At 62.0% G+C, this 11,449-nt stretch carries 12 protein-coding genes and 1 pseudogene; 9 read left to right on the plus strand and 4 right to left on the minus strand.

Annotation, left to right across the window (positions count from 1 at the left end; genetic code table 11):
• The 8 genes from folP to HMPREF3158_RS07830 are packed head-to-tail and all read left to right on the plus strand — an operon-like array spanning window position 1 to window position 5,647.
• Window positions 1-912: a dihydropteroate synthase gene (gene folP, locus HMPREF3158_RS07795; RefSeq protein WP_070497971.1), complete on the plus strand. Its 912-nt coding sequence runs from the start codon at window positions 1-3 to the stop codon at window positions 910-912.
• Window positions 912-1,286 (plus strand): dihydroneopterin aldolase, encoded by a 375-nt coding sequence (gene folB, locus HMPREF3158_RS07800; protein WP_061924717.1) that lies wholly within the window; start codon window positions 912-914, stop codon window positions 1,284-1,286. Before folP ends, folB begins: the two co-directional genes overlap by 1 nt.
• A 2-nt stretch (window positions 1,287-1,288) precedes the next feature.
• Complete coding sequence (gene folK, locus HMPREF3158_RS07805; protein WP_070497972.1) at window positions 1,289-1,756, plus strand: 2-amino-4-hydroxy-6-hydroxymethyldihydropteridine diphosphokinase; 468 nt, start codon at window positions 1,289-1,291, stop codon at window positions 1,754-1,756.
• Window positions 1,753-2,217 (plus strand): DUF3180 domain-containing protein, encoded by a 465-nt coding sequence (locus HMPREF3158_RS07810; RefSeq protein WP_061924713.1) that lies wholly within the window; start codon window positions 1,753-1,755, stop codon window positions 2,215-2,217. Before folK ends, HMPREF3158_RS07810 begins: the two co-directional genes overlap by 4 nt.
• Window positions 2,218-2,254: 37 nt before the next feature.
• Window positions 2,255-3,286, plus strand: coding sequence for a DUF6779 domain-containing protein (locus HMPREF3158_RS07815; RefSeq protein WP_062037137.1), 1,032 nt, complete (start codon window positions 2,255-2,257; stop codon window positions 3,284-3,286).
• Complete coding sequence (locus HMPREF3158_RS07820; protein WP_210386636.1) at window positions 3,287-3,958, plus strand: 6PGD fold domain-containing protein; 672 nt, start codon at window positions 3,287-3,289, stop codon at window positions 3,956-3,958. It abuts the gene before it with no gap.
• Window positions 3,955-4,722 (plus strand): pantoate--beta-alanine ligase, encoded by a 768-nt coding sequence (locus HMPREF3158_RS07825; protein WP_070497974.1) that lies wholly within the window; start codon window positions 3,955-3,957, stop codon window positions 4,720-4,722. The genes HMPREF3158_RS07820 and HMPREF3158_RS07825 overlap by 4 nt, the downstream gene beginning before the upstream one ends.
• Before the next feature lie 10 nt (window positions 4,723-4,732).
• Window positions 4,733-5,647 carry a 2-dehydropantoate 2-reductase gene (locus HMPREF3158_RS07830; protein WP_070497976.1) on the plus strand — a complete coding sequence of 305 codons (915 nt, stop codon included), beginning with the start codon at window positions 4,733-4,735 and terminating at the stop codon, window positions 5,645-5,647.
• A 351-nt stretch (window positions 5,648-5,998) separates the two neighbouring features.
• On the opposite strand, the gene HMPREF3158_RS07835 is transcribed toward HMPREF3158_RS07830, so the two are convergent.
• Window positions 5,999-8,089, minus strand: a complete 2,091-nt coding sequence (locus HMPREF3158_RS07835; RefSeq protein ID WP_070497977.1) for a PhoX family protein — start codon at window positions 8,087-8,089, stop codon at window positions 5,999-6,001.
• Between the two features lie 165 nt (window positions 8,090-8,254).
• Here HMPREF3158_RS07835 and lysS point away from each other — a divergent pair, with 165 nt between their 5' ends.
• Entirely contained in the window at window positions 8,255-9,832 is a 1,578-nt protein-coding gene (gene lysS / locus HMPREF3158_RS07840) for a lysine--tRNA ligase (RefSeq protein WP_062043275.1), read from the plus strand.
• 6 nt (window positions 9,833-9,838) lie between these two features.
• Here lysS and HMPREF3158_RS07845 read toward each other — a convergent pair whose 3' ends face one another.
• From HMPREF3158_RS07845 to HMPREF3158_RS13040, 3 genes and pseudogenes are all read right to left on the minus strand, one after another.
• Window positions 9,839-10,852 carry a serine/threonine-protein kinase gene (locus HMPREF3158_RS07845; RefSeq protein ID WP_070497979.1) on the minus strand — a complete coding sequence of 338 codons (1,014 nt, stop codon included), beginning with the start codon at window positions 10,850-10,852 and terminating at the stop codon, window positions 9,839-9,841.
• Window positions 10,813-11,112, minus strand: a complete 300-nt coding sequence (locus tag HMPREF3158_RS12785; protein ID WP_168161757.1) for a hypothetical protein — start codon at window positions 11,110-11,112, stop codon at window positions 10,813-10,815. The genes HMPREF3158_RS07845 and HMPREF3158_RS12785 overlap by 40 nt, the downstream gene beginning before the upstream one ends.
• A pseudogene (locus tag HMPREF3158_RS13040) lies at window positions 11,102-11,449 on the minus strand (hypothetical protein); the annotation flags it as partial. The pseudogene HMPREF3158_RS13040 and the gene HMPREF3158_RS12785, both read right to left, overlap by 11 nt.

The following is an 11,449-nucleotide window of genomic DNA, read 5'->3' on the forward strand; positions in this document are numbered from 1 at the left end:
ATGACTGTCAGTGACTTGACCGTCCCGGGCCGCACGCTGGTCATGGGAATCGTGAACGTCACCGAGGATTCTTTTTCTGACGGCGGGCGGTGGCTCAACATCGACGCCGCGATTGAGCACGCCCGCGAATTGGTCGCGGCGGGTGCAGACATCATCGATGTTGGCGGCGAATCCACCCGCCCCGGCGCAGTCCGCGTGGACGCGAAGGACGAGGAAAACCGCGTGGTTCCGGTCATCCGCGCGCTGCACGAGGAGGGCATCAAAACCTCCGTGGATACGATGCGTGCGTCGGTGGCGGCGGCGTCGGCAAGCGCGGGCGTGGACCTCATCAACGATGTCTCCGGCGGGCTTGCGGACCCTGACATGCTGGCCGCGATGGCCGATAGCGCGCTGCCCGTGTGTCTGATGCATTGGCGTACCGTACAGTTCGGCTCCGCCGCCGGCAGTGCGGACCATGGCGGCGATGTCGTGCGCGACGTGCACGAACGCCTAGCGCAGCTGAGCGACGCCGCCCTTGCAGCAGGCGTGCGCGCTGACAACATCGTCCTGGATCCGGGCCTGGGCTTTGCCAAGACTCCGCAGGATAACTGGGCGTTATTGAAGGCACTGCCGAGCTTCCTTGAGGGCGAGTTTCCGATTCTCGTGGGCGCTTCCCGCAAGCGCTTCCTCGCCGCCATCCGTGAGGACCGCGGCGCGGAAGCCTCGCCCGTGCTCGCCGATCCCGCCACCGCCGCTGTCACCGCAATCTCCGCGCAAATGGGCGCGTGGGGCGTGCGCGTGCACGAGGTCGGCGTCTCCCGCGATGCCGTCGACGTCGCCGCCGCGTGGAACGCTGGCTTGGCCTATTCTGGCGGCGTAAACGCCACCCGCAGCTACACCAACGGCGCTGCGTCTAAGGAAGGAAACCGCTAATGGCAGACCGCATCGAACTGACCGGCCTGGAGTGTTTTGGTTACCACGGTGTCTTCGAGGAAGAAAAGCGCGAGGGTCAGCCCTTCCTGGTGGACATCACCTGCTGGACTGAGTTCCCAACCACAGATGACCTTGCGAACACCGTAAGCTACGCCGAGCTTGCCGATGTCGCGGCGGACATCGTCGAGGGCCCGTCGCGCGATCTCATCGAGACCGTGGCCAACGAGGTGGCCGATACCGTGATGCAGCGTTATGACCTGCTGCATGCGGTCGAGGTGACCATTCATAAACCGAAGGCGCCGATTCCGCGCACCTTCGCCGACGTCGCCGTCGTGGCGCGTCGCTCGCGAAAGAGCATGCGAGGAGGCAAGTGACGATGCGCGCGGTACTTTCGATTGGCTCCAACATGGATGACCGCCGCGCATTGCTGCAGACGGTCTTCGACGAGTTCGCCGCGGAAACCGTGGCGGCCTCGCCCATTTATTCCACCCCGCCGTGGGGTGTTACGGACCAGGACGAGTTCCTTAACGCGGTGCTCATTGTGGACGTAGAGGAGAGCCCAGTGGAGTTGCTGCGCCGCGGTCAGGCCCTTGAGCAGGCCGCCGAGCGCGTCCGCGTGCGCCATTGGGGTCCGCGCACCCTAGATGTGGACATCGTGCAGGTAGAAGGCGTGACCTCTAGCGATCCGGAACTGACGCTTCCGCATCCTTATGCCCACCAGCGTGCCTTCGTGCTGGTGCCGTGGCTGGCTGCGGACCCAGATGCGCGGCTTGGCGATACCCCGGTTGCAGACCTCATCGCTGCGCTCGACCCGGCCGAGGTAGAGCAGGTGAAGCTGGCATGAAGCGGACGTCGATAGGCTGGCTTGTCGGAGTAGGGCTCTTCGTTGCCGCTGCGGCTGCGATTTTGACCTCCCGCTTTTATGGCTCCATGCTGGCCATCCCGGCGACTGTCTCCATTTCCCTGTGGGCCGTGACGGCCGTGTGTGTCTTTTTGACGTGGAAGGTGCGCCAAGCCAAGAGCAAAGAACACGGTATTGGTCTAGATAACTCGCAGCTCAATCCCATGACCATCGCGCAGTTTCTGCTCGTGGGCAAAGCCTCGGCGTGGACCGGCGCCATCGTCGGCGGCGGCTACTTGGGCATGTTGGTCTATGTGCTTCCTCATGCGAATGAGCTGGTGGCCGCCGCTAGTGACCTTACGGGCGTGCTGACTTCCGCTCTCGGCGGCATCGCCATGGCAGTGGCTGGCGTGGTCTTGGAACGCCACTGCGAGGTGCCGCCCGACGCGCTGGGGCAGACTTAGTGGGCTAATTAAAGGATCGGACTGTAAATTGGTTTCCATGACTGCTCCGACCCCTGAACCACAGCAATCCGCCCCCAAGAAAGCAGACGCCGGCTCGATTGGCCTTATTGCACTGGTGATTTTGGCCGTCATCGCCAGCTTGGTCATGCTCATTTCGGGCTCTGCTAGTGCTTTGAAACTGGCGCTCATCGCCGCATTGTGGGCGGCTGTCCTGGGCTTTTTCATGGTGGTGCGCTACCGCCGCGAGGCCGCGGAATCGGCCGCGCTGCTGGAATCTGAGCGCGCCCGCAAGGTCGAGCCAACCCAGGGCGATTCCGACATTATGGAGGAAATTCGGCGGGAGCTGGCCTCCATCCGCGCCCAGATTGAGGAGCTGTCTGGCCGCGAGTTCACCTATGAGCCAGCCGCGCTGCACGCAGAGGCACGTCGCATCATGGAGCTTGAGGAAAAGACCCGCGAGCCAGAGGTCAACTTCACCCAGGCTTCCAAGGGTGCGCCAACTGCCGACGCCGTCGCCGGCCGCCTCGGCTCCCAGCCCAGCGCCCGCACCCCGCAGCACAACCCGCTGGATGACATCATCTCCCAAAAGGTCCAGCAGCGCGTTCAGCAGCCGGCGCAGGCGCAGACCCAGCAGTCCCAGCAGGCGCAGCAGGCGCAGCACCAGGCCCAGGAGCGCGCCCGCCAGAACTTCGGCCGTCCGACCTTCCCAGCGCAGGGGCAGGCACAGCAGGCACAGCAGGCACAACAGCCGCAACGCCAGCAAGCGGTCTCCCAGCCGCAAGCTAAGCCGGCCTCCGCAAAGCCGAGCCAGCACTTCCCAGGCGGCCAGCCGCAGAAGTCCCCGGAGTCTACTTTCGACACCGCTTCTTTCCAGACCGTGCGCTGGGATGGCCAGCAGGGCCAGCAGGCACAGCCGCAGCCGCAGCAGGCAAGGGCGGCGCAGCACGCTAGCCATAAGCACCGCGCGCCGGAGCAGGAAGGATCCCGCGGCCGTCGCCGTAGCGACGAGGCACGCGAGGGCTCTGTCTCAGTGGCCGAGCTCATGGCCGCAATGAAAAAGAAGAAGTAAATGCGCGCACCGCGGATGCGCGTCGCGCTCTTCGGAAACTCGCAAGCCGGCCAGCTTCTCGCTGAGGAGATGCGCGTGGTCGGCCACACCGTGGAGTCGCTCACAGAACTAACCGAGCTACAGGACTATCAAGCACTCATCATCGCGCTTGGCGATGCCCGCTTGGAGCAGGCCGTCGACATGCTCGAAACCTACGTGCACGACGGCCTCATCGTCTTTCACACTTGCCTTTCCCGCGGAGTGCAGGTGCTCGATCCCCTAGAGACTCGCGGCTGCGTCGTCGCCGCCATCGCGCCGTGTCATGCGCGCCGCTGGGCCACCACGACTATCGACGAGCTTGGCCAAACCATCGCCGAGCTGGTGTTGGGGGAGTTCCAAGCCAGCGGGGCGTCGCTAAGCGATAGCGAAAGGCCCGCGTTTGCCGCCCGCGTGTACTATGCCCAGATGATGACCGAGCTGGCCGTGCGCGCGAACGAGGATGTATTCAGCGAGACTCTGGTCAAAAGCGCCGAGGCCCTCGAAGCGGTCGAAAGCGCCGAAATCATCGCGGCGTATCGAGGCATCACCGAGCCCGGAATGCGCCGCGCCTTCGTCGAAGCGGCCCGTCGATTCGGCGAGGTCTTTCGCCGCGAAGAACTAGAAATGTGGGCGCTACAGGAGGAGAACCGATGAACATCGTCGAGGACATCGAACGCATTCGCATGGTGGGCAGCGCCTACCGCAAGACCGGCCGCCGCGTGGTTCTGGTTCCCCTTGGTCGCGGCGTGCACGCGGGGCACCTGGCGCTGGTGCAGGCCGCCCGCCGGATTCGCGGCGCGGTGGTCGTCGTGGCGCTCACCGACCTGCAGGATGCACAGCTGCTTGGCGAAGTCGACGTCGTCTGGCATGCGCCCCAAGCCCCCGAACGCACGCGGATCGTGCCGCAGTGGCATGGCATGGAGGACATTAGCGCTGAGCTAACGCGCATCATTGGTCTGATTGGTGCGCTTGCGCCAAGCGACGTCGTCATGGGCGAGAAGGATTACGAGCTGCTCGTCGCGACCCAGCAGGCGTGCACCGACCTGCACCTGGGCGTGCGTGTCCAGGGCGTGCCGGCGGTACGCATGGCTGATGGCGTGGTGATGAGCCTGCGCAATGCGGACGTGGCGCCGGAGGCTCGCGAGCAAGCTAGTGCGTTGTCGGCGGCGCTGACCGCGGGTGCCTATGCGGCCGAATCTGGTGCTGAGAAGGTACTTGAGGTAACGCGCGAGGTGCTGGCTGCTGCAGGTGTGGAACCGGAGTACTTGGAACTGCGCGGCCGTGACTTGGGCGAGCCGCCGGCTGAGGGCGACGCGCGCCTCTTTGTCGCGGCCACACTCGGCGGGGTGCGGCTGATCGATAGCGTCGGCTTGCCATTGGGTATCGGTTTCCGCAATTTGGAGAACCAAGATAGCTAGTCTGGGATCCATGAAGATTGGATTTCTGGGCGCAGGCGCCATTGGCGGTTACTTTGGCGGCACTCTCTCGCAGGCAGGCCACGAGGTGGGCTACGTAGCCCGCGGCAAGACCCTGGAAGCCCTGCGCTCGGGGCTCACGCTTATCGACGCCTCTGATAACGAAACCTTCATCCCCTCCCCACCGGCGGCGGAAACGTTTGCCGAGCTAATTGAAGAATTGGGCGGATTCGACGTGGCCATTATCGCCACGAAAGCGCTGCCGGGGAATGACACTTTCGGCCCAGATCCGGAATCGCTCACGGGTATTCCCGTGGTGACCACCCATAATTCGGTGGAGATTCCGTACTTGGCTGCAGCGCATTTCGGTGAGGAAAATGTGCTGGCTGGTGTTGCTCGCGTCTTCGCGACCCGCCTGGGGTCGGCGAAGATTAAGCGCAACCCCGGTCCGTTGAGCTTGGCATTCGGCCCGATGGCGGGCTCGATTCCGGTGGGGCAGCAGTTGGCCGCTGCCTTGAACGAAGCCGGCGCGCGGGGCAAATATCATGCGGAACCATTGGTCGATGTGTGGGCCAAGGCCATGTTCGTAACCACCACGGGCACTTTGGGCGCATTGGTTGATCGGTCGATTGGTTACCTCGTCGACGAAATCCCGGGGCAGTTGGAGGCCTTCATGCGCGAGGTCGAGACTGTCGCTCGAGCGTTGGACGTCGCGCTGCCGAATAACGTGGTGGAGCAGACGATGGGTTTCGCCCGCGAACAGTATCCGCAGGCCACGACATCAATGCAGCGTGATATCAAGGACCGTTTGCCCAACGAGCTCGATGCCCAGGTCGGCGCCATTCGCCGGATGGGCCAGCGCGCTGGAGTTGCGACCCCGCTCTTCGACTTTGCTCAGGACGTGTTGGAGGCCCAGCTCCGCAACTAGCGCGACCACCCTCACTGAGTAAACACCCAGGCCTGGAACTGCACCCCTGGAAACCCAGACCTCCTGTTCGCGGTGCGCTGTTACTTTTCGCGCCCGGACCGCGACCTTGAGGTCTTGGTATCCAGGACTGGGTAAATGGAAAGTGGTGGAGCAGCGGCGAGGTAGTGCGCGCCACAAATACAAATGGTGAGGTCACCCCGTAACCACTGAGGCCTGTGTTGACCAGAGTGATTATTGTTGGGTGACCTCACCATTTGGTCCTCACCATTTAGTTAGGCAGCAGCCAAATGGTGAGGTGGTGGCCAAATGACTAGGCAGCGGCCAAAGGCGAGCGGCGAAAAGGAGAGCGAGCTAGTTAACGCCAATCTTGCCGTCTTTCCATACCACAACCACGGCCGGGCGCGGGGTGGTCTTGCCACCGTCAGGCCAGTGGGAGGTCGCGGCGTCGAAGGTGGCGTCGTCAGCCTCGCCCGGGTGCTGGACGTTGACCATGACGCGGTCGTCGTCAACGATTGGGCCACAGGTCTCTGCGCCGGCCGGAACCGTGAGGAAGCACTTCAGCTCGCCGCGGGTATCGCCGCTGGTGGTGACCGCATATAGGCCGTCGTTGCTGTCCAGTGCGTTGCCGTCGGTGGTAATCCACAGGTTGCCGTGGTTGTCGAAGGCCAGGTTGTCCGGGCAGGAAATCGGGGAGACCTTGGACTTATCGAAACCGCCGAAGTAGGTGTTGGCTTCATTCGGGTCGCCGCAGACCAGGAAGAGGTTCCAGGTGAAGGACTCGCCGGCGTGGTCATCATCAATTTCCATGACCATGCCGTTCTTGTTCTCCTTGACTGGAGCCCATTCCTTGGCATCTTCCTTGTTCTTCTTGGCGTTCTCGCCGGTAGCGCCGCGGTAGGAGTTATTGGTCAGCGCCACGTAGACCTTGTGGGAATCCGGGTGAACCTGGATGTCCTCAGGGCGGTCCATCTTGGTAGCCCCCGCCTTGTCAGCAGCCTCACGGGTAAAGATCGCAACCTCTTCCGCGCTGAAGCCATCAACGTGAGATTCAAACTTGTTGTTCTCCGTGTCAGAGGTCAGCAGCTTGACCCACTTGCCCTTGCCGTCGAAGGCGCCGTCCTCAGGCAGAACGCCCGAGCCGTCGATTTCGTCCTCAGGGGAGTTGCCCTCCATCACGGCGACGTACAGGGTTCCGTGGTCCAGGATGGAGAGGTTGTGCTCGATGTTGCCCTCTTCGTACTTCTTGGTGGAGATGAACTTGTAGATGTATTCGAAGCGGGAGTCATCGCCGGAGTAGCAGACCACGGTGCCGTCATCAGCGATGTGGATGTTGCCTGCCTCGTGCTTGAAGCGGCCCAGCGCGGTGTGCTTGACCGGAGTAGAGGTTGGGTCCAGCGGGTTAATCTCAACGATCCAGCCGAAGCGGTTTGGCTCGTTTGGCTCCTTGGAGCAGTCGAAGCGGTCGTCGAAGCGCTCCCACTTGCGGGCGGTTTCCTTGTCCTCAATACCGAAGCGCTCCAGCGACTTCTTTGCCTTCTCGTCCTTGATATCGCCAGCAGCGAAGTACTGGTCAAAGTTCTCCTCGCCAGACAGCATGGTGTTCCATGGGGTCACGCCGCCGGAGCAGTTGTTCAGTGTGCCGCTTACGGTCTCACCCTTTGGATCGGCCTTGGTCTTGACCAGGTCGCTGCCCTTAGCAGGGCCAACCAGCTGGAACGGGGTAGTTGCAGTAATGCGGCGGTTTAGCGGGCCGAACTCGCGCTTGAGCTCGCCGGTATCGCCAACCTTGGAGACCTCCAGGATGGTGTGGCCGTGGCCAGCCCAGCCGATCTTGACCTGCTCTTCGGTGGGGTTCTCCGGGTCATAATCCGGGAACATCATCGGCTCGGTGGTGTACTCGTGGGAGCACATGTAGACCAGACGCTCCGGGTTATCCGGGTGCTCGATGAGGCCCGCGAAGTCATTGTTGAAGCCGAACTGCTTTTCCGCAGCTTCCGCAGTTTGCTTATCGACGTCGAATTCCGGTGCCCCCTCAATCACCGGGTCACCCCAGGCGATGAGCACTGACTGCTCGTAGCCCTTCGGTACAACGACCTCGTCCTTGGTGTTTGGCTGGACCGCATCGAACTGCATGCCCTCTGCAGAGGTGAGCTCGACCTTGGCATCGGTAGTCTTGCCGGCACCTGCGGTGCCCTCGGAGTCACCCGGGCCAGCGCCGTCGCCAGAGCAGGCAGCCAGGGCTGCCGAACCGCCTACTGCAACCACGCTGAGGCCGCCCGCGCGCAGTGCGGTACGGCGAGAAAGCGGGGTGGTGAAACGGTCACCGAAGTAGGAGTTGTTGGAAGGGTTATCGCATTCGCCCAAGCAGGCGTTGCCGCACTTGTAGGTGCAGGTCAGCGAGGAACGCGAGGAAGTAAAAAGGTTAAGGCCCTTGAGTGCCATTATGTGATGCTCCTGATTTCATGTTTTAAGTCATGAGGTTTGCCGGAGCTTATATAAGCACATCTGCATTTACAGCCTGTGTAATCGGAATGTCATTTGAATGAACACTCGTTAAACGGGTACGAGATCGCACTGTCTCAAGGGGATCGACTACCCTAGACAATCGTGAGCGAGCAGAAGAATACCCCCGAAGTAAACGACGTCCCTGAGCAGCTGCGCATTCGCCGCGAAAAGCGCGAGCGCCTGCTGGCTGAAGGCACCGAGGCATACCCGGTCACCGTTGACCGCACCATTGCCATGAAGGACCTTCGCCACAAGTTCCAGGTCCTGGCAGAAGATCAAGAGCCGGGCCAGGAAGCCGACGTAACCTACCTGCACGCAGGCGACGAGACCGAGGTCGAGCACGCCATCGCCGGCCGCCTTATCTTCATGCGCAACACCGGCAAACTTTGCTTTGCCACCCTGCAGGACGGTGACGGCACCCAGGTACAGGCCATGCTTTCTTTGGCCGAGGTCGGCGAAGAGCAGCTGGCTGCCTGGAAGTCCGACGTTGACTTGGGGGACTTCGTCTCCGTGCGCGGCCGCGTCATCGCTTCGCGCCGCGGCGAGCTTTCCATCATGGCCACCAAGTGGACCATGGCGGCGAAGTCCCTGCGCCCGCTGCCCGTTTCCTTCGCGGACATGAATGAAGAGACCCGCGTGCGCCAGCGCTACAACGATCTCATCGTGCGCGAGGAGGCTCGCAAGAACGCGATGACCCGCGTGAAGGTCATGCGCGCGCTGCGTAACTACATGGAGGATCAGGGCTTCGTCGAGATCGAGACCCCGATGCTGCAGACCTTGCACGGTGGCGCGGCAGCTCGCCCGTTCGTGACCCACTCCAACGCTCTCGACATCGACCTTTACCTGCGCATTGCGCCGGAGTTGTACTTGAAGCGCGCCGTCGTTGGCGGCATCGACCGCGTCTTCGAGATCAATCGCAACTTCCGTAACGAGGGCGTCGACCGCTCCCACTCTCCGGAGTTCGCCATGCTAGAGACCTACGCGGCCTGGGGCGATTACAACGATTGTGCTCGCACCACCCGCGAGTCCATCCAGGCTGTGGCCGAGGCCGTTTTCGGCTCCCACAAGGTTACCCTGGCTGATGGCACCGAGTATGACTTCGGCGGCGAGGAATGGCCGGAGATCGAGATGTACCCATCCCTGAACGAGGCGCTTGCCCGCAAGTTCCCGGGCCAGCCGGAGGTCACCATCGACTCCACCGTGGAAGAGCTCAAGGAGATTGCCAAGGTCATCGGCCTGGACGTTCCAAAGAACGGCGGTTGGGGCCACGGCAAGCTGGTCGAGGAGATTTGGGAAGTCCTGTGCGAGGACCAGCTCGAGGGCCCAATCTTTGTCAAGAACTTCCCGGTTGAGACCTCCCCGCTGACTCGTCAGCACCGCTCCATCCCGGGCGTTACCGAGAAGTGGGATCTCTACGTCCGCGGCTTCGAGTTGGCCACCGGCTATTCCGAGCTGGTGGACCCGGTTATCCAGCGCGAGCGTTTCGAGGATCAGGCCCGCCTGGCCGCCGGCGGCGACGATGAAGCCATGGTTCTCGACGAGGACTTCCTGGCCGCCATGGAGCAGGGTATGCCTCCAACAGCCGGTACCGGCATGGGCATGGACCGCCTGCTCATGGCACTTACCGGCCTGGGCATCCGCGAGACGGTTCTCTTCCCAATCGTGAAACCGGAAAAGTAGACGGCCTTAGCAGGCTGGAATCTCGGCTGCGGATTCCAGCTCGCCCCGATAGAAAATCACAAAATTCGAGTGTTTTCCGTCGGGGTAGAATCCGGTGAGGTCGTCTGCATAAGCCACGACCTCTAAGCTGCAGCGATCGCCTTCCTTGCGCGCACTACCCCGCCCAGGGGAGGCTTTTTTGAAATCGCTGCGCGCGTCGGAGGAGGCAAATTCCAGCACGCTTATCTGCTGGCGCGGGCTGGAGCAGCTTATCGACGCCTCCATCGGCGCCTCCGCTGCCACCTCCTGCGGGTCGCATTTCAGGCCTTCCCAGCCGGTGCCGCCTTCCTTCTCGCCCACAATCTGGGGATATTCTGCTGCGATGTTCTTTTGCGGTCCGCTCCAGTCGTCTTTGGCTAGGTAACTCCATGCACCGGCCACGCCGATGCCGCAGAGGCCGAGAATCATCGCGGCTGAAAGCCATTTGCGCGCTGTACTCTTGCGCCGCGGGGTAGCGGAGGGCGCCTTCGCGCTAAGCGACGTCGGATAGAGCTCCGGTGCCAAATAGGCATCCGTGCCCACGCGCATGCCCTCGGAGGTGATGCGATTATCCTCTTCGTAGAGCGCAATACCAAAGTCTGTCAGGACCGTCGCCGAGGGGCGCGGATCCTCTGGGACCAGGATATTTGCGGGTTTCACATCGCGGTGGACAACCGGCGTGGGAAGGCTGGCCAGGTAGTCTAATGCCTGCGCGATAGGTTCGAGATAGATAGCAACCTCGGCTAAGTCGAAGTGGCGCCCTGCGGCCTTGCGGGCCTTCAGGACGTCGTAAAGCGTGCCGCCCTCTACGTAGCGCATGACAAAATAGGGCAAACCTTCTGTCGTGCCGCCGGTGTAAACCGGAACGATGGCGGAGTGGCTGAGGTGGCTCATGCGCCGCATTTCCGCGCGGAAACGCTCGCGTGCATCGGGGCTGGCGGTGGCCTTGATGACCTTGATGGCTACGTCGCGTTCCAAGTCCTTTTGGCGTGCGTAGTACACGTGCCCCATGCCGCCCTCAGCGATGAGGCGGATGTCGGTGTAGCGCTCGTCGATTCCTCGGCCAATTCCTTGGTAGAAGGAATCACCACGCGCGGCACGGCGCTGAGATCCTTGAGAAGCGGGCGCGCGAGAGCTTCGAGCACGCGGCGCTGTTCGTAGTTTGGCTCGAAAGTATTCTGGGTAAACTCTGCGTTTGGCAGGCTATCTACCTCGGGTTCTGTGACAGGAGTACCTTGCACGAGCTCTAATTCATAGCGCATCGTCTTGGTGGAAAAACGCAAAAGCGAGGCGCCAAGCGGAATGATGGCGGTGTACGGCTAAATCATCTTCACCGATGGGAAAGTCTGCGGTGCGACCGGCTATTAGTTGTTGTCCAGGTGAAAAAATCACCTGCTGGCCCACGAGGTTGTCGATGAGCAGCTGCCCCTTCTTCAACATCCGTGGTCTCCTTCCAGGGTTTACATGGGAACTTAATATTTTTAGAACACCGTTCACTTTTTCAACTACATTGCCGCACTCGGGAGAACTCCCCAGATCGCCTTTGAAGTGTCTTTTCTCACAAATGCCGTTTCGGCGTAGTTGGTAGGGGCAATCCGC

This window comes from Corynebacterium sp. HMSC06G04, assembly GCF_001807365.1.
In the GTDB taxonomy this organism is placed as follows: Bacteria; Actinomycetota; Actinomycetes; order Mycobacteriales; family Mycobacteriaceae; genus Corynebacterium; species Corynebacterium simulans.

Excerpts from the sequence above, each read along its gene's own strand:
- folP (WP_070497971.1), top strand. The coding sequence starts at position 1 with ATGACTGTCAGTGACTTGACCGTCCCGGGCCGCACGCTGGTCATGGGA.
- folB (WP_061924717.1), top strand. The coding sequence starts at position 912 with ATGGCAGACCGCATCGAACTGACCGGCCTGGAGTGTTTTGGTTACCAC.
- folK (WP_070497972.1), top strand. The coding sequence starts at position 1,289 with ATGCGCGCGGTACTTTCGATTGGCTCCAACATGGATGACCGCCGCGCA.
- HMPREF3158_RS07810 (WP_061924713.1), top strand. The coding sequence starts at position 1,753 with ATGAAGCGGACGTCGATAGGCTGGCTTGTCGGAGTAGGGCTCTTCGTT.
- HMPREF3158_RS07815 (WP_062037137.1), top strand. The coding sequence starts at position 2,255 with ATGACTGCTCCGACCCCTGAACCACAGCAATCCGCCCCCAAGAAAGCA.
- HMPREF3158_RS07820 (WP_210386636.1), top strand. The coding sequence starts at position 3,287 with ATGCGCGCACCGCGGATGCGCGTCGCGCTCTTCGGAAACTCGCAAGCC.
- HMPREF3158_RS07825 (WP_070497974.1), top strand. The coding sequence starts at position 3,955 with ATGAACATCGTCGAGGACATCGAACGCATTCGCATGGTGGGCAGCGCC.
- HMPREF3158_RS07830 (WP_070497976.1), top strand. The coding sequence starts at position 4,733 with ATGAAGATTGGATTTCTGGGCGCAGGCGCCATTGGCGGTTACTTTGGC.
- HMPREF3158_RS07835 (WP_070497977.1), bottom strand. The coding sequence starts at position 8,089 with ATGGCACTCAAGGGCCTTAACCTTTTTACTTCCTCGCGTTCCTCGCTG.
- HMPREF3158_RS12785 (WP_168161757.1), bottom strand. The coding sequence starts at position 11,112 with ATGCGCTATGAATTAGAGCTCGTGCAAGGTACTCCTGTCACAGAACCC.